Raw genomic sequence first — 24,530 nt, forward strand, 5'->3', positions numbered from 1 at the left:
ATGAACTATTGCCATCCATAAACAGCGATAATCGTCGGGCACTGCGCCAGACGCTCATGAAGCGGGCAGCGTCAGCGCACGACAGAATAAGCACCGGGCACAAAAATGATGATGAAAGCGTGATGATGAGAGTGGCAGCGCAAAAGCAGGTAGTGCAGGAAGATCCGGTTGACGCCTTGATGCGTTCCATCCGTATCCCGCCGCGTCCCAGCCTGCTGGTCGACCTGCAGCGCGAACTGGCCGAAGACGACCCGTCGCCGCGCCGCATCGCGCGCATCATCGCCGACGACGTCGGCATGTCGGGCGCCCTGCTGAAACTGGCCAACTCGCCGTTCTATGGCGCCGCGCGCAAGGCCAAGTCCGTCGAGCAAGGCATCAACTTTCTCGGCATCAACCAGTGCAGCGCGATGATGACGGGCTTGCTGGCGCGCCAGGCGCTGGAAGCGGAAGGCGTGGAACTGAGCAATTTCTGGGATGTGTCGGCCAAGCGCGCGCGCGCCCTGGTGTTTACCTCGCGCAAGCTGCGCATCGCCCCGCCCGACATCGCCCACACCTTCGGCCTGTTCTGCGACATCGGCGTGCCCCTGCTGATGAACCGTTTCCCCGACTACGTCAACACGTATGCGGCGGCGGCCAACGATGCGCACAATTGTTTCACGACCCTGGAGGATGCGCGCCACCAGACCAACCATGCGGCCATCGGCTGCCTGCTGGCGCGCAACTGGGGCCTGTCTTCCGACGTCTCGTGGGCGATCTTGCACCACCACGACTACACGGTGTTGGCGGACCCGTCCACGGACGACGCCATCCGCTCGCTCGTCGCCCTGTCGCTGCTGGCCGAAAAAGGCATTCAGCGCTACCATGGCAACAGTACCTCGCTGGAGTGGGACAAGGGCGGCGAACTTGCTTGCCAGCATCTCGGCCTGTCGCAGGAAGAAGCCGCCGACCTGCTCGACGAATTGCACGAGATGTTCGATACCGACCATTGAGGTATCAAGCGGCCGCGTCCGCCTGTATGATCCGTCCCGGCGCCTGGCATCAGCCTTGGCGCCTTTTTCCGTTTGCCTGACCCGAATTTCTTAACCTGTTGATCGCCATGCCCAAAAATAAGCGCCCTGTCCCCCGTAAATCCGCCAACACGCCCGAAGACAAGGATGAAGCCGTCACACGCATGCTGTGCACGATGGCCCTGAACCTGGCGGAGCAGGAAGACAGCGAATCGCAGGGCACGGTGCTGGCCGAGCAAGCCGTCGAGTTCGGCCGCCTGATCCGCAAGGCCTTGAATCAAAAGAAAGATGAAATCCTGTACGACGCCATCGAGCGCTCCAAATACGAAGACGTGGGCGCCTACCAGTATTTGCGCAGCCATATCGAGGAAGCCGCTTCCAATTCCGTGATCCGCCGCGAGAATGCCCCCGCCATGGAAATCAACGCCTTCGTCGTGCCCCTGCTGGTGCAAAGCACGGGTGGCCTGAAGGAAGCGGACAGTTTCCAGGACCAGGACGCGTTCGAAGCGCTGGTGAAGAGTTTTCAACAATCCGAGCTGGAAAGCGCCAAGGCCAAGGTGGTCTTGATGAGCCATGCCTACGACCTCGATGAAATCGACCGCATCACCTACAGCCACCTGCACGAGATGGTGCGCGATGCGTACGCATCGATGACGGACAAGAAAATCGTCGCCACGCCGGGCCTGGAAAGCAGCATCGTCGGCTGGAGCGAGACGGCTTTCGGCCCGCAGGACACGGCCGTCGAACTGCGCTTCCTGCTGGGCTTTGCCCTCAAGCGCGTGGACGACCCCTTCTATGCGGAACCGAAGGACGAAGCGGCGCTCGACGCCTGGTTCGACGCGCGCATGGCCCGCTACCAGCAGTGGACGACGCAGGTCGGCGATCTGGTGAAACGCTGCCTGGCGCCGGCCGGCAATGCACTGGAAGTGAGCTTCCTCTACCAGGATCTGTTCCACGGAGGCAAGGAGCAAGGCATGAGCGAGTACGCGATGCTGCAGATGATGTCCGGCATCAACCATGCATTGGCGGAAAACAAGGTGGACGCCGGCGACGTTGCGGTGGTCGTCGGCCCGGCCGATGAGCACGGCGAAATGCTGTTGCGCGTCAACGTCAGCACGGCGGCCGGCCAACTGCTGCACAGCGCCGACAAACCGCTGGACCTGGCCGCCGACCTGCAGGACGAGGTCGACGACATCTGCGACGCGCTGGCCACCATCGGCGTGACGCAATTGTCCGTGGCGCTGAAGTTCGACGCCCAGGGACAACCGGTCGAAGCGCAGGCGTACGCGCCGGTGTAAGACGCTGGCGCGGGCGGCGCCTGTATCAAAACGGCTGCAATGTTTTCCATTGCAGCAACTTGGCGCCATACGCGAGCGTGTAAGCCGGACTGCTCGACGGCAAGCTGACGATGCGGTAACGCCGCGCGTGTTCGCCCAGCACCTTGATGCCCAGCTTCGCCGCCGTGCCGCCGTTGAAGGCGATCGTCTGCAGCTGCGGCAAGCTGGCGGCCAGGGCCACCAGGTCGTTGTCGTCGCGGGCGCGGATGTTGCTGTCCAGGCTGCCCGTGCGCTGCGCCTGCGCCACCACGTCCCACAGGCCCACGCCGTGCGCCAGCAAGGTGCTCAAGCGTGTCTCATAGGGCAGGCTGCTCAAGTCCACGCCCAGCACTTCGCCCAGCAGCAGCCAGAACTTGTTTTGCGGATGCGCGTAGTACTGGCCGTGCGCCAGCGATTTCTCGCCGGGCAGGCTGCCCAGTATCAGCAGGCGCGTCTGCGCATCGACGACGGGATCGAAACAGCGCTTGCGCGGCTCGGCGGCATGGTCTGGCAAGAGGGCGGGGTGATTCACATGCGCGGTCCGGAAGAGGAGTGAAGGAGCATTTTACCCGGCCACGCGACGGTGTAGAATTCCCGGACACCATCCCTACACAAGAGACCGCCCATGCGCACCATCGACACCCTGCTGGCCCAGTATGGCGAAAGCCACCGCAACCACGTCAATGAATGGGTGCACATCGTGTGCGTGCCGCTGATCGTTTTCAGCTTGCTGGGGCTGCTGTGGAGCGTGCATCCCAGCGTGGCGCTGCTCGGCAGTATTCTGGCCTTATACTATTACTACAAGCTGTCGCGGCCGTTCGCGGCGGGGATGCTGCTCATGCTGGCCGCCATGCTGGGCCTGCTGCTGCTGATGCCCCCGATGACCATCCTGCCCGTGGCGCTGGCGCTGTTCGTGCTGGCCTGGATAGGACAGTTCATCGGCCACCAGATCGAAGGCAAGAAACCATCGTTCCTGGACGATGTGCGCTTTTTACTGGTGGGGCCGCTATTCGTGCTGGGATTTTTGTACCGGCGCCTGCGGTTGGCGTATTGAGCGGCAAGCGGTCGCGTGGTCACGCGGGACCAGTAACAGATTTTTACTATTCGCAACTAGTTATCTGATGCAAGTGTCCTTATGATAAGTCATCATCTGCCGGTCGACGCAATCGGCAACCAACTTTTGTCCAAGGGAGTCCCACATGAAAGCACCAATTATTGCAGTGGCATTGCTCGCCGCCCTGACCGGCTGCGCCGTACAACCGAACTCGGCGAATGTGTACAACGCGCGCCAGGCGCAGAATGAACAATCGGTTCGCATGGGCACGGTTGAATCCGTGCGCCAGGTCACCATCGACAAGGGTGAGACGGGCACGGGCGTGCTGGCTGGCGCGGCGCTGGGCGGCGTGGCCGGCTCGACAGTCGGTGGCGGCAAGGGCGCCATCGCGGCCAGCATCCTTGGCGCCGTCGCCGGCGGCATGGCGGGCAAAAGCATCGAAGCGAACGCTTCCAACAAGCCCGGCCTGGAAATCACCGTACGCCTGGACAATGGCGACATGCGCGCCATCGTGCAAGACGCGGACGAACTGTTCCGTCCGGGCGAGCGCGTGCGCCTGCTGTCCGATGGCCGCAAGACCCGCGTCACCCACTGATCTGCTTGCCGGCGCATGCGCTTAGCCGAATGCGCCGGCTGTCATCAGCAAGGCCGAGGGCGACATGCCCTCATGCAACCAGATGGCAACCAAGGTTGCCACTACCACATATACAAGCACGCTCCATACTTTGATTTGCAGTGAGGCTGGCATGGCGGTCTCCCTTCAAAGATGCAATTCAGAAAATATTTACTTGATGATAAAGTAAATATTTTCATAAATTCAACATTTTCCAGAAGCACTGCGCTGGCTCAATGCCCGGGTGTTTCCTGAGCACACTTTAAGCAAGCTCGACCAAGACTCGCCATCCCCGCGCGATGCCCGTATACTTGCGCGATGTCCTCCCCTCTCCTGTTCATCATTGCCTGCCTCATCTGGGGCTCCACCTTCTGGGCCATCACCTTGCAGCTGGGCGACGTCGCCCCCGCCGTTTCCGTGGTCTACCGCTTCGGCCTCGCGTCCGCCACCCTGTTTGCCTGGTGCGCCTTGCGCGGCGACACCTTGCGCCTGCCCTGGCGCGCGCAAAAATGGATGCTTCTGCAGGGCCTGGCATCGTTTGCCCTCAGCTATGTGTGCACCTACAGTTCGGAACAGTACCTCGTCTCGGCCCTCGTCAGCGTGCTGTTCGCGCTGATGGTGTTCTGGACGCCGTTGCTCAACCGCATCGCCTTCGGCACGCCCATCACCTGGAGTACCTGCTGCGCGGCCTTTGTCGCCATCTGCGGCATCGTGCTGCTGTTTTACCAGTCGATCGGCGCGGCGCTGCAAGACATCCTGGGCGGCGGCAATGGCCGCAATGTACATTTCCTGCTCGGTTTCATGCTGGCCCTGGTGGCCACCGTGTCCAGCACGGTGGGCAATGCCCTCGTCATGAAAGTGCGCGAACATTCCGGCAACGTGATGCTGACCATGGCCTGGACCATGCTGTGGGGCACCCTGATGGTGGCCGCCTGGGCCATCGCCACGGGCCAGTCCTGGCAATTGCCCACGCGCCCCAGTTACTGGATGGGATTAGTTTATCTGGCCATCTTCGGCTCGGTGATCGCCTTCAGCGCGTATTTCACCCTAATCGCGCGCATCGGCACGCAAAAAACCGTGTATATCGGCGTCGTCACGCCCGTCATTTCCGTGCTGCTGTCGGTGCAGCTCGAACACTACCGGCCCGCCCCCATCGAATGGGTGGGCATGGTGCTGTGCCTGTCCAGCGTGGCCTGGGCCCTGACGTCGGGCGCGCGCAAGACGGGCAGCATCGCCTCCCTTTCCACCACTCCATCCACAAAGGCAACATGAGCACCTCTTCCTCCCTCGCCATCCGTCCCGCGACCGCATCCGACGTGGCCGCCATCTTTGGCATGATCCATGAACTGGCCGTGTTTGAAAAACTCGAACACATGATGATCGCCCGGGAATCCATGCTGCACGACAGCCTGTTCGGTCCCCATCCCGCGTGCGAAGCGCTGGTGGGCGAGGAAAATGGCGAGGTGGTGACGTTCGCCCTGTTCTTCCACAACTTTTCCACCTTCCTGTGCCGCAAGGGCCTGTACCTGGAAGACCTGTATGTGAAGCAATCGGTGCGCGGCAAGGGCTATGGCAAGCAGATGCTGGTGGCGCTGGCGCAACTGGCCGTCGAACGCGATTGCGGCCGCTTCGAATGGTCGGTGCTGGACTGGAATGAAAACGCGATCAGCTTCTACAAGGGCATGGGCGCGGACGTGATGCCGGACTGGCGCATCTGCCGGGTCGCTGGCGATGCCTTGACGCAATTGTCGGCCGGTACGCCACGACCACTGTGATTCGCACCGCATCGCGGGAACCGCAAACGCCAGCTCCAAAAAAAATCCCCGCGGGCTAGCGGCACCGCGGGGTGAACCCATTGTCAAGTGGGAGGGGGAGAATGCAATCAACGGTTATCAATATAAACGCTACGACTGGTCAACGCGCCGACCTTTACATTTGCTTACCGGGCCTTACATTTTCCTTAAATCCGTCAGCTGACTGTGCATCCTTCACCACAGTTTATTTCCGTGGTTCAATCAATGTGCCGTGCAAACCGATATGTTGTTGAGTAAGCCCACTGCCACCCTGCGCATTTTTATAGATTTGGTACACTGTGAAACAGGCGATGCAGCCAGCAACCACGGCAAAAATGACCATGCGACGCTCCTTGAATGTGCTTGAGGTATCAGGGGGACCAGAGCCTGCGGCTGATGTTGGCCAGGCAGGGAAGATTCAGTGTGGCATCTTCGGCCGGAGGGGCATTGCGCGATGTCAAACGCGTCAATTTGACGGGGCCATGGCGTTTGATCTCGCACAAAGTGGCGGCATTCCGCTCACACAAAATGAACGCATCATTACGCACCTGGGAGCCACATCATGAATGTCTCTGCCAAACCGCTCGTCATGAAAATCTACCGCGCCTACCTGCGTTCCCGCCTGGAACGCTATACGCGCGACTTGCAAGCCATCGCCGAACAGCGCGAGAACGACTTCCAGGCCGAACGCATCCTGCACCAGGCCGTCGTCTCGGTACGCTCCAAACTGCACTCGCTGTAACCGTGATGCCGTCAGCGCTGCCGGCCGGCCACGGCCCAGCGCTCCACCAGTTCGAACAAGCCTTGCGTCAGCAGCGCCAGCACGGCTGCGGGGATCGCGCCGGCCAGCAGCATGTCGTTGTCATTCAGCGCCAGGCCGATGGTGATGCGTTCGCCGTAGCCGCCCGCGCCGATGAAGGCGGCGATGGTGGCCGTGCCCACGCTCATCACGGCCGCCGTTTTCACGCCCGCCAGCATGACCGGCAAGGCCAGCGGCAAGTCGACGTGCAGCAGGCGGTCGCGCCGGCTCAAGCCCAGCGCCAGCGCCGCCATGCGCAAGCCTTGCGGCACCTGCAGGATGCCCGTGCACGTGTTGCGCACGATGGGCAGCAGCGCGTACACGAATAAGGCCACCAGGGCCGGCACGGTGCCGATCATGCCCAGCACGGGGATCAATATCGCCAGCAGGGCCAGCGACGGCACCGTCTGCAGCACGCCGACGAAAGCCAGCACCGTTTGCCGCAGCGGCGCCGAAAACGCCGCCAGCACGCCCAGCGGAATGCCGATCAGGCAGGCCAATGCCACCGACAGCAGCACCAGCGTCAGATGCTGGCGCGTCAGGGCCCACAAATCGTCGCCGATGATTTTATCGAGCAGCTTGCTACGCGCGGCGCCTGGTTTATCGACTTGCGTGCCGGAGGCCAGCCATTGCCGCGCCACCTCGGAAAACGTCTTGCCATCGATTTCCACGGCTGCATTCATGGCGATCATGTCGCCCTCGCTGATGCGTCCCTGCAGACCTTCCAGCGCCAGCCAGGCCGCGGGAAAGCGCTGCGGCACGTCGAGCCGGTACAAGAGCATGGCGTCGTAGCGGGGGAAATACTGCTGCGTGTCGGCCAGCAAGCGCAAGCCATACTGGCGTATCTTCGCATCCGTCGAATAAATGTCAATCACGTCCACCTGGTGCTGCGCCAGCGCTTCATAGGCGATGCCATGATCGAGGCCGCGCGGGCGCTGCGGCAAGCCATAGCGCGCGGCCAGGCCCGGCCAGCCGTCGACGCGGCCGATGAATTCATGCGACAGGCCGAGTTTCAGGGCCGGATGTTGCGCCAGCTGCGCCAGGCTGGCGATGCCCGTTTCATCGCCGCGCATGGCCAGCGCATAGGTATTGTTAAAGCCCAGCGGCACGGCCACGCCCAGGCCCAGCGCCGCCAGTTCGCGCCGCATCTGCGCCAGGTCGATGGCCTTGTCGTGCTTGAGGATTTCGCTGCCGATCGTGCCCATGTATTCGGCATACACGTCGATGCTGCCGGCCTGCAGCGCGGCCAGCACGATGGCCGTGTTGCCCAGGCCCTGGCGGTGCTGCGCCTTGACGTGCGGCGCGGCGCTCTGCTGCAGGATTTCGCCGAGAATATACGATTCCGTGAAGCGCTTCGAGCCCACCTTCAGGGTGCCGCCATCCAGGGCAAGGGAGGAGATGGGCGCGGCAGCGAAGAACAGCAACAACGACAGGTAAACAACACGCACGCGGCGCTCCGGGACGGATGATCAATCCGGCAAGCTTACCACCGGCGCGCGCCAGACACCGCCATGCACCACGCCCGCGCACGGGTTCAAGCCCAGCGCATACGCCAGGTCGGCCGGGCGCGCGATGCGCCACAGGGCGAAATCGGCGCGCTTGCCTACCGCCAGGCTGCCCGTCTGATCCTGCAAGCCCAGCGCGCGCGCCGCGTGGCACGTAGCACCGGCCAGCGCTTCCTGCGGCGTCAGGCGCCACAGGGTGCACGCCATGTTCATCGCCAGCAGCAGGGACGTCATCGGCGACGTGCCCGGGTTGCAATCGGTGGACACGGCCATCGGCACGCCGGCCGCGCGCAAAGCTGAGACGGGAGGTTGCTGTACTTCGCGCAAAAAATAATACGCGCCCGGCAGCAGCACGGCCACCGTGCCGTGGCGCGCCATGGCGGCGACGCCCGCTTCCGACAAGAATTCCAGGTGGTCGGCCGACAGGCCGCCATGGCGCGCCACCAGCGCCGCGCCGCCCAGGTCCGACAGCTGCTCCGCATGCAGTTTGACGGGCAGGCCCAGCGCCGTCGCCGCCTCAAACATGCGCTGCGTTTGCGCCGGCGTAAAGCCGATGCGCTCGCAAAAAGCGTCGACGGCGTCGACCAGGCCTTCGCCAGCCAGCTGGGGCAGCATCTGCGCGCACAGCAGGTCGATATAGGCGTCGGCCCGGCCCGCATACTCGGGCGGCAGCGCGTGCGCGCCGAGGAAGGTGGTGCGCACGGACACGGGCAGCTCTTGCCCGATGCGGCGCGCCACGCGCAGCATCTTCGCTTCACTGTCCGCAGCCAGGCCATAGCCGGACTTGATCTCCAGGGTGGTCACGCCCTCGGCCAGCAGCGCCAGCACGCGGGGCAGGCTTTGCCGCAGCAATTCGTCGTCGCTGGCCGCGCGCGTGGCGCGCACGGTGGACATGATGCCGCCGCCGGCGCGGCTGATGTCTTCATAACTGGCGCCATTCAGGCGCGCCTCGAATTCGTTGCTGCGGTTGCCCGCGTGGACGATGTGCGTATGGCAGTCGATCAGGCCGGGCGTGAGCCAGCAGCCCTGGCCATCAATCAGCACGGCGCCGCTGGCCGGCAGCTCGTCGCCGGGACCGAACCAGGCGATGCGGCCATCCTTGACGGCGATGGCCGCGTCCAGCAGCTCGCCATAGCCATGCTCCATGGTGGCCAGGTGGACGTTGTGGATGACCAGGTCCCAGTCTTGCATGGCTTTCTCTCCTAGGTAAACAGGTCGACGCACAAGACGGCCGAACGCTGCAAGGCGTCGAGCCGCCATTCCTGCGCATCGTCGGCGTCCAGCAGCAGCGCGTCATGGCGGCCCAGCGCGAACTGCTGCTCGCCACCGCGCGCCAGCACGTGGCCGTCGCCGGCGACGAACAGCAAGGTCGTCGCGCTGCGGCGCGCCAGCTTGCCCGGCGCCGTGATTTTTTCCAGCTGGTGGCGGCAGCGGTCGCGCCGCGTCATCACGTTGAAATCCGTCGTCGTCCCCTTGACTTGCGCCTCCACGGCCGCCTCGCCGGGGAACCACAGCATCGGTTGCGCCGCGCTCAAGGTCACCTTGCGCGCGCCGTCCAGCGTCAGCTGCACGCCGTCGCCATCGACCAGCATCAGGCTGCGGTCGATGCCGGGAAAGCTGGAAAACGGCCCGCTGGCCGTGATCGTCGCCAGGCTGATACGCCAGTCGAAGTCCATCAGGCCGGCGCCGGGCGGAGCAATGGCGATCTCCATCGTGCTGCCGCCGCCATTTTTCCACGGCGCGGCGCGCAGGCATTCCTGCGGGATGAAGGTCGCCATCAGAGCGCCCTCAGTTGCGCCAGGGTGCGCTTGTAGGCGCTGGCGATGGCGTCCTGCGCCACGTGGCGCCCGCCGCGCACCTGCCACTGGCCGCCGCACAGCACGTCGCGCACCAGCTTGTCGTTGCCGCAGAAAAGTACGCTGCCCAGCACATTCTCGATGGCCACGCCGCACAGGTTCACATGCGTCTCGTCGAGCACCAGCAGGTCGGCGCGGCAGCCCGGCGCCAGGGCGCCGAGCTTGCGCCCGGACGCCTGCGCGCCGCCCCGCAAGGCCGCCTGCCACAGATAGTCGCCCACGCGGCGTTCATCCGACGTGGCGGCCACGTTGCGCTGTTGGCGCTGCAGGCGCTGGCCATATTCGAGCCAGCGCAATTCCTCGACGGGCGACTGCGACACGTGGCTGTCGCTGCCGACGCCGAAGCGCCCGCCGGCGGCGATGAATTCGGCCAGCGGGAACAGGCCGTCGCCCAGGTTCGCCTCCGTCGTCGGACACAGGCCCGCCACGGCGCCGCTGGCAGCCATCAGCGCCACCTCGTCGGGCTGCACATGCGTGGCATGCACGAGGCACCAGCGCGCGTCGACGTCGACCTGGTCGTACAGGTACTGCACCGGGCGGCGGCCGCTGTAATCGAGACTCTGGCGCACTTCGCCCTGCTGCTCGGCGATGTGGATGTGGATGGGGCGATCCGCCGGCAGCGCCTGCGCCACTTCGCGGATCTGCGCCACGCCGGCGGCGCGCAGCGAGTGCGGCGCAAAGCCCACCTCGACCTGCCCGCCGCGCTGCGGCGCCAGCGCCTCGACGATGCGCAAGACATCGTCCGCACCGGTAAGGAAGCGCGCCTGCTCCGGCTTCAGGGCTTGCTCGCCGAAACCCGCATGGCTGTACAGCACGGGCAGCATGGTCACGCCGATGCCGCTGACGCGCGCCGCGGCCAGCACCCGCTCCGCCGTGTCGGCGGGGCGCGCATACAGCGCGCCGGCCGCATCGCGCTGCAGGTAGTGGAATTCGCACACGGCCGTGTAGCCATGGCGCAGGCATTCGGCAAACAGCTGCGCGGCGATGGCTTCCATCTGTTCCGGCGTGATGTGGCGCGCGAAGCGGTACATCAGCTCGCGCCAGGTCCAGAAGCTGTCAGGCCCGTCGCCGGCGACTTCCGTCATGCCGCCCAGCGCCCGCTGGAAGGCATGCGAATGCAGGTTGACCATGCCGGGCAAGACATACTCGGCCACTTCCGCCCCGGCAGGCGGCGCGGCGTCTTCCTGGATGCGCGTCAAATCACCTGCCGCGTCCCATGCCAGCAGCACGTCGCGGCGCCAACCCTGCGGCAGCAGCGCATGGCGCGCAAACAGACAGCCGCTCAACGCGCCACCCATGCCACGGCCGCTTCCATCATCCGGCGCAGCAGCGGCTGCACCTGGGCCGCCAGGTCGGGCCGGTAGCCGAACGGCGCCGCTTCATCCATGTACAGGCACTGGCACATCTCCAGCTGGATCGCATGCACGCGCTTGTGCGGCTGGCCGTAATGGCGCGTGATATGCCCGCCCTTGAAGCGGCCGTTCAGCGCCACGGTAAAGGCATCCTGCGCGCGCGCGACATCGACCACGGCGGACGTCAGGCCCGCATCGCAGCTGGCGCCATCGGCCGTGCCGAAATTCAGGTCGGGCAGCTTGCCGTCAAAGAAGCGCGGCACGTGCGAGGCGATGGAATGGGCATCCCACAGCACCACGGCGCCGTGCACGCGCAGCAGGCGGTCCAGTTCCGCGCGCAGCTGCGCATGGTACGGCGCCCAGTAGCGCTGCAGGCGCTGCCGCACGTCCTGCGCATCGGGCTCCTTGCCGACCAGGTACAGCGGCTCGCGGTGAAAAGTATCGCTGGGCAGCAAGCCCGTCGTGTCCTGGCCAGGATACAGATTCGTGTCTTCCTGCGGCCGGTTCAAGTCGATGGTGTAGCGCGACCAGCGCGCCGACAGCACCGACGCGTCCATCTCGTGCAAAAAACCGTACAGCTCGCGCAGATGCCAGTCCGTGTCGGCCTTGACCAGGGCCTGCGGCGTCATGCGCGCGGCGATATCGTCCGGTATGTCGGTGCCCACGTGGGGCATCGACACGAGCAGCGGGATGCTGCCCTCGTTGAAGCGGAAATCCATGCTTGTCTCCTTGCGCCCGCTCAGGCGTACAGCGGGGCGAACAAATTCTTGCACGTGCTGCTCAATTCACCCTGCAACACCATCTGTTTGGCCGCCTCGATGTCGGGCGCGAAGAAGCGGTCGGCGTCGAAGAACGGCACTTTCTGGCGCAGCTGGTGATGCACGTGCTCGAGGTGCGGCGAGGTTTTCAACGGACGGTGGAAATCGATACCCTGCGCGGCAGCCAGCAGCTCGATGCCGACGATGACGGCCGTGTTGTGCGCCATGTCGTCCAGGCGGCGCCCGGCGAACGTGGCCATGCTCACGTGGTCTTCCTGGTTGGCGGACGTGGGCAGGCTGTCGACGCTGGCCGGATGGGCGAGCGACTTGTTTTCCGACGCCAGCGCAGCGGCCGTCACGTGGGCGATCATGAAGCCGGAATTGACGCCCGGGTCGCGCACGAGGAAGGGCGGCAGGCCGGACAAGGTGGCGTCGATCAGCAGCGCGATGCGGCGCTCGGCCAGCGCGCCGATTTCAGAAATCGCCAGCGCCAGTGTGTCTGCCGCAAAAGCGACCGGTTCCGCATGAAAATTCCCGCCCGAGACGATTTCCGCCTGGCCGTGCTTTCCATCCTGGCCATCCTGGAAGATCAGCGGATTGTCCGTGACGGCATTGGCTTCGATCAGCAGGGTGCGGCCGGCATTGCCGATCAAATCGAGGCAGGCGCCCATGACTTGCGGCTGGCAGCGCAGGCTGTACGGGTCCTGCACGCGCTCGTCGCCTTCCAGGTGCGAAGCGCGGATGGCGCTGTGCGCCACCAGCTGGCGGTACATCTGCGCCGCCAGGATCTGCCCCGGCTGTCCGCGCACGGCGTGCACGCGCGCGTCGAACGGCGCGTCGCTGCCCTTGGCCGCGTCGAGCGACAGCGCGCCCGTGACCATGGCCGCTTCCAGCAGGCGCTCGGCCATGAACAGGCCATGCAGCGCCAGCGCGTTCGACACTTGCGTGCCGTTGATCAGCGCCAGTCCCTCTTTCGCCGCCAGCACCACGGGGGCGATGCCCGCCTGCGCCAGCGCCTCCGGGGCCGCCATCAATTCGCCGTTGACGCGCACGTCGCCCACGCCCAGCATGGCCAGCGTCATGTGCGACAGCGGCGCCAGGTCGCCCGAGGCGCCCACGGAACCCTTGGCGGGGATGGCCGGCATGATGCCCGCGTTGTACAGGGCGATCAGGGTGTCGACGATCAGCGGACGCACGCCGGAAAAGCCGCGCGCCAGGCTGCCGATCTTCATCAGCATGATCAGGCGCACGACGGCGTCCGACAGCAATTCCCCCGTGCCGACCGAGTGCGACAGGATCAGGTTGCGCTGCAATTGCTCCAGCTTTTCATCGGGGATGCGCGTCTTGGCGAGCAGGCCGAAACCCGTGTTGATGCCGTAGGCCGCATCGCCCTTGGCGACGATGGCTTGCACGGCGGCGGCCGACGCTTCGATGACGGGATAAGCCTCGGCGGCGAGGATCAGTTTCGCGGGTGCGGCCCAGACGGCGCGCAGGTCGGCCAGGGTCATCGCGCCCGGTTTCAGGGTCCAACTTTTGGCATGCTGTGTCATAGTCATTCGCATCTAGGTCTCAAGGAATCATGGGAAGAATCAGGCCGTTGCGCTTGGCGCAGGCGGCCGCTGTTTCATAGCCGGCATCGGCATGGCGCATCACGCCGGAACCGCTGTCGTTGACCAGCACGCGCGCCAGGCGTTTCGCCGCCGCTTCGCTGCCGTCGGCCACGATGACCATGCCCGCATGCTGAGAATACCCCATTCCCACGCCGCCGCCATGGTGTAGCGAAACCCAGGTGGCGCCGCCGGCCGTGTTCAGCATGGCGTTGAGCAGCGGCCAGTCGGAAACGGCGTCGGTGCCGTCCTTCATGCTTTCCGTCTCACGGTTCGGACTGGCGACGGAACCCGTGTCCAGGTGGTCGCGGCCGATGACGATGGGCGCCTTCAGCTCGCCCGTGCGCACCATCTCGTTGAAGGCCAGGCCGGCGATGTGGCGCTCGCCCAGTCCCAGCCAGCAGATGCGCGCCGGCAGGCCCTGGAAGGCGATGCGCTCGCGCGCCATGTCCAGCCAGTGGTGCACCTGACGGTGGTGCGGGAACAGCTGCTTGATCTTCGCATCCGTTTTATAGATGTCTTCCGGGTCGCCCGACAGGGCCACCCAGCGGAACGGACCGCGTCCTTCGCAAAATTGCGGGCGGATATAGGCAGGCACGAAGCCGGGGAAGTCGAAGGCGTTTTGCACGCCCTGGTCGAACGCCACCTGGCGGATGTTGTTGCCGTAATCGACGGTATGCACGCCCATGGCGTGGAAATCGAGCATGGCTTGCACGTGGGCGGCGCAGGAATCGGCGGCCGCCACCGTCAGGCGCGCGTGGCGCTGCGGATCCTGCTGCGCCGCCTTCCAGTCCGACACGCTCCAGCCGCGCGGCAGATAGCCGTTGACCAGGTCATGCGCGGAGGTCTGGTCCGTCACCAGGTCTGGCACCAGGCCGCCCGCTTTCGCGCGGCGCACCAGCTCCGGCAGCACTTCGGCCGCGTTGCCCAGCAAGCCGATGGAAATGGCTTCCTTGCGCTGCGTGTGATATTTGACCAGCTCCAGGGCTTCGTCCAGGCTGGCCGCCTGCTTGTCCAGATAGCGCGTGCGCAGGCGGAAGTCGATGCTGCTTTGCTGGCATTCGATATTGAGCGAGACGGCGCCCGCCATGGTGGCGGCCAGCGGCTGCGCGCCGCCCATGCCGCCCAGGCCCGCCGTCAAAATCCAGCGCCCGCCCCAGTCGCCGCCGAAATGCTGGCGGCCCGCCTCGGCGAAGGTTTCATACGTGCCTTGCACGATGCCCTGCGTGCCGATGTAGATCCAGCTGCCGGCCGTCATCTGGCCGTACATGAACAGGCCCTGGCGATCGAGTTCGTTGAAGTGTTCCCAGTTGGCCCATTTCGGCACCAGGTTGGAGTTGGCGATCAATACGCGCGGCGCGTCCGCGTGGGTCCGGAACACGCCCACCGGCTTGCCGGACTGGATCAGGAGGGTCTGGTCGTCCTCCAGCTCGCGCAAGGAGGCGAGGATCTGGTCGAAACAGGCCCAGTTGCGGGCGGCGCGGCCGATGCCGCCGTAGACGACCAGGTGCTGCGGATTTTCCGCCACTTCCGGGTCCAGATTGTTTTGCAACATGCGGTAGGCCGCCTCGGCCTGCCAACTCTTGCAAGCCATGACCGTGCCGCGCGGCGCGCGGATGGTACGGCTGGCATCAAAGCGTGGATCGGTGTCCATTGTGCTGTTCATGCTGTCTCCTCGTAGGGTGCGAGCGGGCGTATCTAGCCCGATACCTGGCCCGCTCTGGTACTCCCAGCATAGGTTGTCTATACAACCAAGTCAACAGGTTTTTGCAAGCGTAAACCGCCTATTTTTTCTCGAACACGCGCTGGCCCGCCACCCACGTCTGCAGCACCTGCGTCTTGCCGATGGCCTGTGGTGCCACGGTGAACAAGTCCTGGTCGACGACGATGAAGTCCGCCCATTTGCCCGCTTCCAGGGTGCCGATGACCTTTTCCTGGTGCGCCGCCCAGGCCGCGTCGAGCGTGAAGCAGCGCAGCGCCTGCGTCACCGTCATGGCTTGCTGCGGATACCAGCCGCCGGCCGGGAATCCGTCGCTGTTTTGCCGCGTGACGGCCGCGTGGATGCCTTCGAACGGGTTCGGCGACTCGATGGGGAAATCGGAACCGCAGGCGATGCGCGAACCTTGCGCAAGGAAGGTGCGCCACGCATACGCGCCCTTGATGCGCTCGTGGCCCACGCGCTGCTCCGCCATGTTCTGGTCGGATGTGGCGTGCGTGGGTTGCATCGACGGCACGATGCCCAGCGTCTTGAAGCGGGGGATGTCGGATAATTGCACCACCTGCGCATGTTCCATGCGGTGGCGCAGGCCAGCGCCGCGGTACTTCCCGATCAGGGCCGCATAGCCGTCGAGGATCTGATGGTTGCCCGCGTCGCCGATGGCGTGCACATTGACCTGATAGCCGGCGCGCATGGCTTTTTCCATCTTCGCGCGCATCGCGCCGTCCGGGTAGAACAGCAGGCCGCTGGTGGAAGGGTCGTCGCTGTACGGCGCCAGCAGGGCCGCGCCGCGGCTGCCCAGGGCGCCATCGGACAGCAGTTTGACGGCCCGCAAGGCGTACATGTCGCGCGCATAGCTATTGACGGGGCCGTTTTTCGACAACGCGTCGAAGTCTTCCGTGGTATCCGCGATCATGCCGTATACGCGCACCGTCAGCTTGCCGTGGTCCGCGTAATCGCGGAACAAGCGGTCCTGCATCTGGCCGATGCCCGCATCGTGCACGCTGGTCAGCCCCACTTGCGACAGCTGCGCCAGCGCGCCATCGAGGGCGGCGCGATTTTCCACGTCGCCCGGCTTGGGCAGCACGGCATCCATCAAGTCCATGGCGCTGTCGACCAGCACGCCGGTGGCGTTGCCGTCCGCGTCGCGGACGATCTTGCCGCCGGCCGGATCCGGCGTGGTGCGCGTGATGCCGGCCAGCGCCAGCGCGCGGCTGTTGGCCCAGCCCGCGTGACCGTCGACCCGGCGCAGCCACACGGGCCGCGCGCTTTCCGCCGCATCGAGTTCCGCCGCCGTGGGAAAGCGGCCCAGCTTCCAGATTTCCTGGTTCCAGCCATTGCCGACGATCCAGCTGCGCTCGGGATGCGCACGCGCGAAGTCGCCCACAGCCTGCACGGCGGCTTGCAGCGACGACGAACCGTACAGCATCACGCCGCTGGCGATCGTCCCCAGGCCGAAGACGTGGCCGTGCGCGTCGATCAGGCCCGGCAACACGGTTTTTCCCTGCACATCGACGTGCGTGGCGCCCTTGGCCGCCTTGCGTTTCACCTGCGCGGCGCTGCCAACGGCGAGCAGCTTGCCCGCGTCGTCAAAGGCCAGCGCCGTGAAGCGCAGCACCTTGCCGTTTGCGTCGAGCGTGTAGCCGTTGGCGTTGTCGATGACGGTGTCGGCACGGGCGTGGGCGAAAGTGCCCAGGCAAGCGAGAACGAGCAGGGTGCGGGGCAAGTGCAAGGTCGGCATTTCCATCTCCAGGTCTTTTAGGCGTTAGCAAAAAGACGAGTGTATAGAAATTGGCACAATGGTCAATCAGGCAGCGGAAGGTGGTCTTACCATCAGCCAGTAGTCGCAGCCCGTCACGGCTTCCGCGTAGCGTCCCGCCGCCACGAAACCCAGGCGGGCATAGAACGGCAGGCTGCGCTCGTTGTACGTCTCCAGGAAGCATGCGGCACGCGCTGCATCGATGGCCGCCAGTCCCGGCGCCAGCACGGACGCGCCCAGCCCCTGCCCTTGCGCGGCGGGAGCGATGCCGGCGATCGACAGATACCACGCGTCTTGCAGACCATGCGGCGCCAGCGCGTGCGACGTGTTCTTCAAGCTCGTGGCGCACCAGAAGAAGAGCAGCCTGGGCGCGCACTTCGACAACATGATCGTCACCTTCAGCGCCGACGGCCAGCCGGTACGCGGCGCGGTCCTGCGCGAGGCAAAAAGTGGCTGCGAACTGCACCGCCTGGCCGGCCAGCCCGACGAATGCTGGTGCTGCGGCTATGACGAGCAGCTGGAATTCGTCTCGCAAAACGAGGTGCCGCTGGCGCACGCCGATGAGCGGGCCACCTTGCCGACCACAGCTAAAAATCAAAATAATAGAAATTTGCTGGCTGCATCGAAGCAACTGCCGCGCATCCGAGGCATAACATGAGAAGCACCGGAGCTAAGACAGTCGCCGGCACAAACGAGGCCATGGAGCGAATCTTGTCTACCTGATCAAATGGATGCAGCAACAACAACCCTATACCGAGAAGAACAGGCATGGTAGCCGCAGCAGGCCAATTGCCAAAGTTGCCTCTGGAAAAGCTGCCGGCGACAACGTCATACGCCACGGATAGAGAGGGAGACCTAAAGATTACCGCAAGCAAACTCCAGATCAGGAAAGTACAGAGTATGCAAAGCCACCGCTTCCATCCCGATGCGGCGGCGGCAAAACGCCCATAGCCGCTGACGGTTTCTGCGACCATCACCAGTCCGTGGGCTAGTCCCCAAAGGACAAAGGTCCATGCGGCGCCATGCCACAATCCGGAAACCCCCATGGTGAGAACGATGGAGAGGTGGCGAGCATACTTGTGCAGATAGCCGTGCAGCGGCTTGAACACGTAATCGCGCAACCAGAAACTCAGGGTCATGTGCCAACGCCGCCAAACCTCGCTCATCGAGACCGAACCATAGGGCGAGTGAAAGTTTTCAGGGAATGCGATCCCCAGCATGCCGGCCAGAGCGATCGCCATGTCGGAATAGGCACTAAAATCGCAATAGATTTGTATCGAGAAACCGAATATCGCCGCCACGCCCTCCCAGCCCGACAGGGTAGTATGGGCCGCGTAAGCCTGGTCGACATAGGCGCCGACAGGATCGGCCACCAGCACCTTTTTCAGTATGCCGACCGTAAACAGGGCTAAATTGGGCATGAGATTGGCGCTTGCAATCCTCATCTGCTGCAGTTGCGGCAGGATGTGGCGCGCACGGAGGATCGGGCCTGCGATGAGGTGAGGAAAAAATGTCAGATACACCGCGGTTGACCAGAAGCCTGGTGGCTTCTTCTCAGGCTGGCGTGCCGTATCGACGAGATAACCAATGATGGTGAAAGTAACAAACGACACGCCGAGCGGTAGCGCCCAGCCGAGTCGCGGAGTCTCGATACCTGAAATGCTCTCAATGGTCTCAAATAAGAAGTCGGCGTACTTGTAAAGTACAAGCGGAATCAGGGAGACGAACACGCAAAGCGCCAGCTTGCTCCGATCATGCCAAACGAGCCGCAGCATCCACCAACAAGCAACAATCATCGCGATCATCAACAGAACAGCGGGTGGATACCACCAAGCGTAGAAGACCAGGCTAGCGATGGTGACGTAGCTGAGTTGAAAACGCTTGGGACAAACGGCGAAAATAGTGCAAAAAATCAGGAAGAACAAGAGGAACGAAGGCAACTGAAACAACATCGACTGTTACTCCTGAAGACTTGGGAAATACGGCTTAAGTACATCCGTCATAACCTGGAATGCCTTTGCGTTAGGGTGGACATCATTGTTGGCAACCCAATAGCTTTCGGCAGGTTCGTTCCGAAGAGTTGGCAGTGGATCGAGGAAAGTCCAACCCCGCTTTTCACTTTCCGCGCGCATGATATTGGTGGCGAAGTCGAACTTGTAAGGCTCGAAACTGTGTGGTTCCGGAATCATCATTACCAGCACTCGGTAACCATGCTTCGCTTGGTCCGCCTTCAGCCGATCCAGCGCCGCATCCATGGCAGCGCGGCCTGAGCCTCCAGCCCACATTTTTTCATAGGATGCGATCAAGCCAGCTTGGCCAGGAGTATTATTCAAAGCAATTTCGACAAAGGAAACGAGCAAAGCATAGGCTTGGCTGTGACGCACCAGCCATCCGGCCTGGCCAGTATCCTGCACAGCTGGCGCACGCGCAGTCGCCAGCACGATGACCGTATCCGGGCGTACTGTGTCAGCGTACCGTAGCCAGTTGGCAACAATCTGCGTCATGTTCATGTTGCCGACACCTGTAGTCATTACCTCGGTCCCCGAGCCGAGCCGCCTGGCGAGTTGGCCGCGCAACGTTGCATCCTCCGGAAGGCCCCACCCCATGGCGGTAGAGTCACCAGCAATGACAACCTTATGCCTGCCGACAGTTGATAAGTCAGGCTCAGGCCCGCGCATGCCGAGAGAATTAATGGAGACCTCGACCCCTTGCAGCACAGCGGATGCGCCAGGAATGTGTTCATGGCCAATGACGGGGTCGGCACTATTTCGCTTTAGCAGCGTTGCATAACGCCACATCTCGATTAGATAATTCTGCTGCGAGGAGGTTGCCACGCGCACCAAGCCCTCCACCGCCGCGCAAGCCAGCAGCAGACCAAAAAGCACGAGGCCAGTTCCCGAAAGGAACCTCTTCATGAGAGATTTTCGACTGCTCACGCTTAAAACACCGCGTATACGAATGGCGCCCAAGACGAATTAGCCAAGACGACAAAAAGGACAGCGAAAAGCATTATTACCGCAAAGAATGGAATTAATACCAATCTGGATTTTCGACTAAAAAGAAATCCAAAAATGTCATTTAAAAATTTCAAAGAATACTCCACCAGGTAGTAAATTTTCAATGAGAAAGCGATTGATTTATATTAAATCTATTTAAAATCGCAGGAAAAAATCATTATATAGGCTGAAAATCTGCCATCAGCTTCTGAGTTTATCGTAACTATTCATATTATCCGCTGTCGATCGGGATCGGTCGTGTGCCTGAATTTAATAGCCGGACTCGGCAAGACGGAGGGGCGTGGGCGGCCATTTCTGTCATGATCTTGGTTCTGAAGACAGCATCACAACGCTCACAACATGAATATTATCGGACGCGGCCTAATCATGCAACGCTGACATGTAATCCACCACGGATTGATGCGGGAATTAAAGGGCTCTATGCCGTTTCCCGTGGAATTTGACATCGAGTACCATGTCGGCTAATTCCTTTTCCTGAGTCCAAGAGTCCCTGATGAGTATCGCCGTCGACACCACCGGGCTGGGCCTGCAAGCGCCGTGGGTCGTGTCCAATCTTGACCTCAATACGGTCTGAGTGACCCCAATAAATTATTGTGATTCCTGACTTGCATAACCGGCGCTCTGCAAGGTGGCCAACGAGGCTTGCTCACTGCTAGCAGTGAGCGCCTTGCATAGCATCCGGTCCAGTTCGTCATAAATTCACACTAATTTCCCAAGGATTACTTAGACGCGGATTGATTTCGAGGTGAAGTGCGATGCCAATAAATTGCCGTGTCCGGCCTGTGGCGTGGATGGACCAGGCGTCCATGACCTCACCGTGATGCACGATCTGGAAGCGAGGCGGTTGCTGTTCATGACGCCTGGCCGGGACCACGAAACGGTAGCGGCCTTCAAGCAAGAACTGGTGGTGCATGGCGGCGATGCCGACCACATCAAGCATGTCTTAATGGACATGCGCGCCGCTTATGCCAAAGGCGTGGGCGAAAGCCTGCCAATGGCCCAAATCAACTACGACCGCTTTCATGTGATCGCTCTGGCCAACGCCGCCATGGACGAGATGCGGCGCGAGGAAATGCGCACTGAGCCCAAAGCCGTCACTCGGCGCTGGGCGATGATACCTACCATCAAATCACCTCGATGCACTGGCTGCAGCGCGCGAACCTGAAAAGCGCGCAGGCCTGGCGCTTGAAGCAGGCACTGCGCGAGGTCTACCGCGAAGCGGTGGCCGCCAACTGCGCCGTCAAGGCCGAGCAAGTTCTGCTGGGGCTGGATTTCCTGGGCGCGCCGCTGCCACCTGGCGCCATTCAAACGTCAGTCCCACACGCTCAAGGAGCGCCTGGCCGGCGTGGTGCGAGGCAAGCTCGACGGCCGCCGCAACGCTTATGTCGAGGCAATGGGTACACGTGCGCCGACGACAATCAGCTTTCACGGTAACGACATGGGCTAATGAGTGTGCTGGGGTAAGCGTGCAGTCACGTGGCTCTTGTTGCCCGCGATATGGTCAAAAATTTTTTCTGAAATAAGCCTGTTTCCTTCCTTTGAGAGATGTCCTCCCACATCTAGAAAGTAAGGTTTATCAGTTGGTAGTGAATTGGACAGATCGATTAACTCCGGAATGTCGAGTTTAGTCAGTTCTCGATGGTAATGATTAATTACTCTTTGCATTGCCGATATGTAATTTTTTTCATTCATTGTATTTAAAAGATTGCTGACATTGACATTGGCGTCATAAGGACTTGGAAGATTTACCATATAAAAAGTGGTCCCGCTTTTACGAGCGAATGCAACCGCATTCTCTATGGAAAGAATGGCACTTCGAACAGCCAGCTCTAAGCCTTCACTGGAAGCACAAGGCATGATTCTCTCGTTTGATATCCTGTCGATAAGTTGCCCAGATAGATATGATAAAATGTTTTGATGGGTATTTCCCGGCAGGTTCACCTTCGAAGTTGGCCTGCAGTCATTAAATAATTGATAGTTTATGCCAGCGAGGATGACAAAATCTGGCTTTCCGTTTTTCTTCTGCAAATCGTACCAGCGCAATATGTTGTCAGGAAGAGGTTGGCCTAGCCCTGCATAATTATAAATTCGAGCATGATTAAATTCTCGTTCTAGATGTGCGGCAATAGTTTGATTATCGGAGACACCGTAGCCGAATGCAGTTGATGATCCGAGCAAAAAGCCAGCGTAACTCACCTTCGCTGGGGCGCCTTGGCCATTGTAGCGCAGACCATCTGCATTTACATTAGTGGTTTTTGACTTATATTCGGAAACAATGTTCCGAATTCCTGGCTCATTCCGAAGTGGGAGGCCCGCCGCAGGAATTATAACTTTCCGGGATTCATTAAATTCCATTGGTGCAGAATTTTTGATCTCGGAAGTTACGGTCTTAATTTTTTTTTTGGTGAATATTGCTAGCGGGTAGGCAATGTCGAGAAATCCGTCTATTAGACAGATAACGATAAAGACTTGAAATAGTTTAATTAGATACGGGCGGAATTTTGACTGGAGTTGCGAAGAATTTGATTTCTCACTCATGTTAGTCCATTTCAAAACTTGAGGCATAATTCGTAGCTAAGGTGTGATCCTGTTCTGCTTTGAGCATCACGAAGTTCCCAACGACTAAACGATCCATATCAGTAGCCATAAAACATTTGAATGCATCTGTCGGCGTACATACAATCGGTTCATTCCGTACATTGAAGCTGGTGTTGATCAGCACAGGGCAGCCAGTCAGTGTTTCGAATGCCTTTAGAAGTGCGTGATAACGGGGGCTCTGCTCGGCGTGAACGGTCTGCACACGGGCGGAAAAATCTGTGTGCGTCACTGCAGGAATAACGGAGCGTACGAGATGTTGGTCTTTTAATGTGTGATATTCCGCTGCATGCTGCGCCGATATTTTCCGGTGTTTTTCCGCTACCGTGGAAACCGTCAGCATATAGGGAGAGGCCGGTGCGCTCATATCGAACCAGTCTGTGGCGGCCTCGGCTAAAACTGATGGCGCGAATGGCCGAAAGCTCTCTCGGAATTTAATCTTGAGATTGAGTTTCTTCTGCATATCGGCTCTGCGTGGATCCCCCAGGATGGAGCGATTGCCGAGGGCACGAGGACCAAACTCCATGCGTCCTTGAAACCAGCCAACCACTTCGCCTGCCGCCAGCGCCTGAGCAGTTTCATCAAATAATACTTCATTCGGAACAATACTGAAACGCGCCCCGGCTGCCGATAGCGTAGCTTCGATCTGACTGGACGAGAATTCAGGCCCCAATGCGCTGGCGTTCATCGCATCTGGATAACTCACCTGACGCGGCGATTTGAGATGGAGATGATAGGCAGCGAGTGCGGCACCAAGTGCTCCACCAGCATCACCCGCAGCGGGTTGAATCCAGATATTCTCGAACGCACCATCAGCGGCGATCTTGCCATTGGCTACGCAATTAAGCGCCACTCCTCCAGCCAGACAGAGATTCTTCTGGCCGGTTTCTTGTGCCAGTGCCCTGGTCATGCGAAGAATGATGTCTTCCGTTACCTCCTGGATCGAAGCTGCTATATCGGCATGAAAGTCTTCGAGTGGGCTCTCCGGTAGTCGCGGTGTCCGACCGAATAGCTTATGGAAGCGGGAATTTATCATGCTCAACCCGGTGCAGTAGTTGAAGTATTTCTGATTCAATCGGAAGCTGCCATCTTCCTTTACATCAATTAGGTGTTCGCGAATGATGCTGGCAAATCGTGGTTTTCCGTAGGGGGCGAGGCCCATGAGCTTGTACTCACCAGAATTTACTCGAAAACCTGAATAGCTAGTAAATGCGGAATACAGCAGCCCAAGCGAATGGGGAAAAACCAGATCGCGGATGATTTTTAGTTCCGAGCCACGACCGATTGCCACCGATGTGGTCGCCCATTCTCCCACCCCGTCCATGGTCAGCACCACTGCCTCGTCAAAGGGTGAAGGATAAAAGGCCGAGGCTGCATGGCTTAGATGATGTTCCGAAAATAGCAACTCATCGGAAGAAAATTGACCGGGTGCGAGGGCGTTCAGTTCCTTTGCGAGCAATGATCGCTGAAACAGTTTCTCCTTCGCCCAGACCGGTAAGCCGGCACGGAAGGAGGCGAATCCCTTCGGGGCAAAACTGAGATATGTTTCCAGAAGGCGCTCGAACTTGAGGAGGGGCTTGTCATAAAAGACGACATGATCGATCGCAGAACCTTGTGCCGCTTCAAGGCAGAAACGAGTGGCGCTGCGAGGGAAATCTGAATCCTGCTTTTTTCGAGTGAAACGTTCTTCCTGCGCGGCTGCCACAACGATACCATCACGTATCAAGGCGGCCGCGCTATCGTGATAGTAGGCGGAAATTCCGAGAATTTGCATTACGTGTA

The 24,530-nt window shown here is 61.3% G+C and carries 24 protein-coding genes and 1 pseudogene; 9 read left to right on the top strand and 16 right to left on the bottom strand.

From position 1 onward, the window contains the following. The first annotated feature begins 122 nt into the window (after positions 1-122). Both J0O65_RS00485 and J0O65_RS00490 read left to right on the top strand, forming a co-directional pair. The gene (locus J0O65_RS00485) at positions 123-989 is read left to right on the top strand and encodes an HDOD domain-containing protein (protein ID WP_215403076.1); all 867 of its coding nucleotides are present in this window, start codon (positions 123-125) and stop codon (positions 987-989) included. A 107-nt stretch (positions 990-1,096) separates the two neighbouring features. Further along, a complete protein-coding gene (locus J0O65_RS00490) occupies positions 1,097-2,305 on the top strand; it encodes a hypothetical protein (protein WP_251373203.1) in 1,209 nt (402 codons plus the stop codon). A 25-nt stretch (positions 2,306-2,330) separates the two neighbouring features. Here the strand turns inward: J0O65_RS00490 and J0O65_RS00495 are convergent, their stop codons facing one another. Beyond that, complete coding sequence (locus tag J0O65_RS00495) at positions 2,331-2,855, bottom strand: DNA-deoxyinosine glycosylase (RefSeq protein ID WP_215403078.1); 525 nt, start codon at positions 2,853-2,855, stop codon at positions 2,331-2,333. A 93-nt stretch (positions 2,856-2,948) separates the two neighbouring features. Between J0O65_RS00495 and J0O65_RS00500 the strand changes: the two genes are divergently transcribed. Continuing rightward, a complete protein-coding gene (locus J0O65_RS00500; protein ID WP_215403080.1) occupies positions 2,949-3,377 on the top strand; it encodes an Mpo1 family 2-hydroxy fatty acid dioxygenase in 429 nt (142 codons plus the stop codon). Positions 3,378-3,522: 145 nt separating this feature from the next. Further along, complete coding sequence (locus J0O65_RS00505) at positions 3,523-3,972, top strand: outer membrane lipoprotein (protein WP_152250834.1); 450 nt, start codon at positions 3,523-3,525, stop codon at positions 3,970-3,972. Positions 3,973-3,993: 21 nt separating this feature from the next. Here the strand turns inward: J0O65_RS00505 and J0O65_RS28090 are convergent, their stop codons facing one another. Beyond that, positions 3,994-4,125, bottom strand: coding sequence for a hypothetical protein (locus J0O65_RS28090; RefSeq protein ID WP_285896768.1), 132 nt, complete (start codon positions 4,123-4,125; stop codon positions 3,994-3,996). Between the two features lie 183 nt (positions 4,126-4,308). Here J0O65_RS28090 and J0O65_RS00510 point away from each other — a divergent pair, with 183 nt between their 5' ends. From J0O65_RS00510 to J0O65_RS00520, 3 genes are all read left to right on the top strand, one after another. Next, complete coding sequence (locus J0O65_RS00510) at positions 4,309-5,262, top strand: DMT family transporter (protein WP_215403082.1); 954 nt, start codon at positions 4,309-4,311, stop codon at positions 5,260-5,262. Continuing rightward, on the top strand, positions 5,259-5,765 hold the full coding sequence (locus J0O65_RS00515) for a GNAT family N-acetyltransferase (RefSeq protein WP_215403083.1): 507 nt from the start codon (positions 5,259-5,261) through the stop codon (positions 5,763-5,765). The genes J0O65_RS00510 and J0O65_RS00515 overlap by 4 nt, the downstream gene beginning before the upstream one ends. Before the next feature lie 580 nt (positions 5,766-6,345). Next, positions 6,346-6,525: a hypothetical protein gene (locus J0O65_RS00520; RefSeq protein ID WP_034746290.1), complete on the top strand. Its 180-nt coding sequence runs from the start codon at positions 6,346-6,348 to the stop codon at positions 6,523-6,525. 11 nt (positions 6,526-6,536) lie between these two features. On the opposite strand, the gene J0O65_RS00525 is transcribed toward J0O65_RS00520, so the two are convergent. From J0O65_RS00525 to J0O65_RS00565, 9 genes are all read right to left on the bottom strand, one after another. Continuing rightward, positions 6,537-8,030 carry a glycine betaine ABC transporter substrate-binding protein gene (locus J0O65_RS00525; protein WP_502793526.1) on the bottom strand — a complete coding sequence of 498 codons (1,494 nt, stop codon included), beginning with the start codon at positions 8,028-8,030 and terminating at the stop codon, positions 6,537-6,539. Between the two features lie 21 nt (positions 8,031-8,051). Further along, complete coding sequence (gene hutI, locus J0O65_RS00530) at positions 8,052-9,278, bottom strand: imidazolonepropionase (protein ID WP_215403084.1); 1,227 nt, start codon at positions 9,276-9,278, stop codon at positions 8,052-8,054. Positions 9,279-9,289: 11 nt separating this feature from the next. Continuing rightward, entirely contained in the window at positions 9,290-9,865 is a 576-nt protein-coding gene (locus tag J0O65_RS00535) for a HutD/Ves family protein (RefSeq protein WP_215403085.1), read from the bottom strand. Beyond that, entirely contained in the window at positions 9,865-11,241 is a 1,377-nt protein-coding gene (locus tag J0O65_RS00540; protein ID WP_215403086.1) for a formimidoylglutamate deiminase, read from the bottom strand. Before J0O65_RS00540 ends, J0O65_RS00535 begins: the two co-directional genes overlap by 1 nt. Next, positions 11,226-12,014 (bottom strand): N-formylglutamate deformylase, encoded by a 789-nt coding sequence (gene hutG / locus J0O65_RS00545; protein ID WP_215403087.1) that lies wholly within the window; start codon positions 12,012-12,014, stop codon positions 11,226-11,228. Before hutG ends, J0O65_RS00540 begins: the two co-directional genes overlap by 16 nt. 20 nt (positions 12,015-12,034) lie before the next feature. Then, positions 12,035-13,603, bottom strand: a complete 1,569-nt coding sequence (hutH, locus tag J0O65_RS00550) for a histidine ammonia-lyase (RefSeq protein ID WP_215403088.1) — start codon at positions 13,601-13,603, stop codon at positions 12,035-12,037. A gap of 19 nt (positions 13,604-13,622) precedes the next feature. After that, positions 13,623-15,326 (bottom strand): urocanate hydratase, encoded by a 1,704-nt coding sequence (hutU, locus tag J0O65_RS00555; protein WP_215403090.1) that lies wholly within the window; start codon positions 15,324-15,326, stop codon positions 13,623-13,625. 118 nt (positions 15,327-15,444) lie between these two features. Continuing rightward, positions 15,445-17,118 carry an amidohydrolase gene (locus J0O65_RS00560; RefSeq protein ID WP_215403092.1) on the bottom strand — a complete coding sequence of 558 codons (1,674 nt, stop codon included), beginning with the start codon at positions 17,116-17,118 and terminating at the stop codon, positions 15,445-15,447. Between the two features lie 66 nt (positions 17,119-17,184). Next, complete coding sequence (locus J0O65_RS00565) at positions 17,185-17,472, bottom strand: GNAT family N-acetyltransferase (RefSeq protein ID WP_215403094.1); 288 nt, start codon at positions 17,470-17,472, stop codon at positions 17,185-17,187. Between J0O65_RS00565 and J0O65_RS00570 the strand changes: the two genes are divergently transcribed. Further along, the gene (locus J0O65_RS00570; RefSeq protein WP_215403096.1) at positions 17,462-17,794 is read left to right on the top strand and encodes a hypothetical protein; all 333 of its coding nucleotides are present in this window, start codon (positions 17,462-17,464) and stop codon (positions 17,792-17,794) included. The two genes, J0O65_RS00565 and J0O65_RS00570, sit on opposite strands and share 11 nt — an antisense overlap. Here the strand turns inward: J0O65_RS00570 and J0O65_RS00575 are convergent. The 3 genes from J0O65_RS00575 to J0O65_RS28225 are packed head-to-tail and all read right to left on the bottom strand — an operon-like array spanning position 17,724 to position 20,239. After that, a complete protein-coding gene (locus J0O65_RS00575; protein ID WP_215403098.1) occupies positions 17,724-19,088 on the bottom strand; it encodes an MBOAT family O-acyltransferase in 1,365 nt (454 codons plus the stop codon). The two genes, J0O65_RS00570 and J0O65_RS00575, sit on opposite strands and share 71 nt — an antisense overlap. A gap of 6 nt (positions 19,089-19,094) precedes the next feature. Then, the gene (locus tag J0O65_RS00580; protein ID WP_215403100.1) at positions 19,095-20,051 is read right to left on the bottom strand and encodes an SGNH/GDSL hydrolase family protein; all 957 of its coding nucleotides are present in this window, start codon (positions 20,049-20,051) and stop codon (positions 19,095-19,097) included. A gap of 23 nt (positions 20,052-20,074) precedes the next feature. Beyond that, on the bottom strand, positions 20,075-20,239 hold the full coding sequence (locus tag J0O65_RS28225) for a DUF5989 family protein (protein ID WP_353056143.1): 165 nt from the start codon (positions 20,237-20,239) through the stop codon (positions 20,075-20,077). Positions 20,240-20,964: 725 nt separating this feature from the next. Here J0O65_RS28225 and J0O65_RS27775 point away from each other — a divergent pair. After that, positions 20,965-21,549: pseudogene (locus tag J0O65_RS27775) on the top strand (transposase); the annotation flags it as partial. Between the two features lie 47 nt (positions 21,550-21,596). On the opposite strand, the gene J0O65_RS00595 reads toward J0O65_RS27775, so the two are convergent. Then, positions 21,597-22,691, bottom strand: a complete 1,095-nt coding sequence (locus tag J0O65_RS00595; RefSeq protein ID WP_215403105.1) for an SGNH/GDSL hydrolase family protein — start codon at positions 22,689-22,691, stop codon at positions 21,597-21,599. A gap of 1 nt (position 22,692) precedes the next feature. After that, positions 22,693-24,522, bottom strand: a complete 1,830-nt coding sequence (locus J0O65_RS00600; RefSeq protein ID WP_215403107.1) for a carbamoyltransferase family protein — start codon at positions 24,520-24,522, stop codon at positions 22,693-22,695. Positions 24,523-24,530: the final 8 nt, after the last annotated feature.

Source organism: Janthinobacterium sp. JC611 (assembly GCF_018682595.1).
In the GTDB taxonomy this organism is placed as follows: domain Bacteria; phylum Pseudomonadota; class Gammaproteobacteria; order Burkholderiales; family Burkholderiaceae_D; genus Janthinobacterium.

Coding starts and splice junctions, on each gene's coding strand:
- J0O65_RS00505 (WP_152250834.1), top strand. CDS start 3,523: ATGAAAGCACCAATTATTGCAGTGGCATTGCTCGCCGCCCTGACCGGC.
- J0O65_RS00520 (WP_034746290.1), top strand. CDS start 6,346: ATGAATGTCTCTGCCAAACCGCTCGTCATGAAAATCTACCGCGCCTAC.
- hutG (WP_215403087.1), bottom strand. CDS start 12,014: ATGGATTTCCGCTTCAACGAGGGCAGCATCCCGCTGCTCGTGTCGATG.
- J0O65_RS00540 (WP_215403086.1), bottom strand. CDS start 11,241: ATGGGTGGCGCGTTGAGCGGCTGTCTGTTTGCGCGCCATGCGCTGCTG.
- hutU (WP_215403090.1), bottom strand. CDS start 15,326: ATGAACAGCACAATGGACACCGATCCACGCTTTGATGCCAGCCGTACC.
- J0O65_RS00500 (WP_215403080.1), top strand. CDS start 2,949: ATGCGCACCATCGACACCCTGCTGGCCCAGTATGGCGAAAGCCACCGC.
- J0O65_RS00575 (WP_215403098.1), bottom strand. CDS start 19,088: ATGTTGTTTCAGTTGCCTTCGTTCCTCTTGTTCTTCCTGATTTTTTGC.
- J0O65_RS00600 (WP_215403107.1), bottom strand. CDS start 24,522: ATGCAAATTCTCGGAATTTCCGCCTACTATCACGATAGCGCGGCCGCC.
- J0O65_RS00595 (WP_215403105.1), bottom strand. CDS start 22,691: ATGAGTGAGAAATCAAATTCTTCGCAACTCCAGTCAAAATTCCGCCCG.
- J0O65_RS00510 (WP_215403082.1), top strand. CDS start 4,309: ATGTCCTCCCCTCTCCTGTTCATCATTGCCTGCCTCATCTGGGGCTCC.
- J0O65_RS00535 (WP_215403085.1), bottom strand. CDS start 9,865: ATGGCGACCTTCATCCCGCAGGAATGCCTGCGCGCCGCGCCGTGGAAA.
- hutI (WP_215403084.1), bottom strand. CDS start 9,278: ATGCAAGACTGGGACCTGGTCATCCACAACGTCCACCTGGCCACCATG.
- J0O65_RS00580 (WP_215403100.1), bottom strand. CDS start 20,051: ATGAAGAGGTTCCTTTCGGGAACTGGCCTCGTGCTTTTTGGTCTGCTG.
- J0O65_RS00515 (WP_215403083.1), top strand. CDS start 5,259: ATGAGCACCTCTTCCTCCCTCGCCATCCGTCCCGCGACCGCATCCGAC.
- hutH (WP_215403088.1), bottom strand. CDS start 13,603: ATGACACAGCATGCCAAAAGTTGGACCCTGAAACCGGGCGCGATGACC.
- J0O65_RS00485 (WP_215403076.1), top strand. CDS start 123: ATGATGAGAGTGGCAGCGCAAAAGCAGGTAGTGCAGGAAGATCCGGTT.
- J0O65_RS00490 (WP_251373203.1), top strand. CDS start 1,097: ATGCCCAAAAATAAGCGCCCTGTCCCCCGTAAATCCGCCAACACGCCC.
- J0O65_RS00560 (WP_215403092.1), bottom strand. CDS start 17,118: ATGCCGACCTTGCACTTGCCCCGCACCCTGCTCGTTCTCGCTTGCCTG.
- J0O65_RS28090 (WP_285896768.1), bottom strand. CDS start 4,125: ATGCCAGCCTCACTGCAAATCAAAGTATGGAGCGTGCTTGTATATGTG.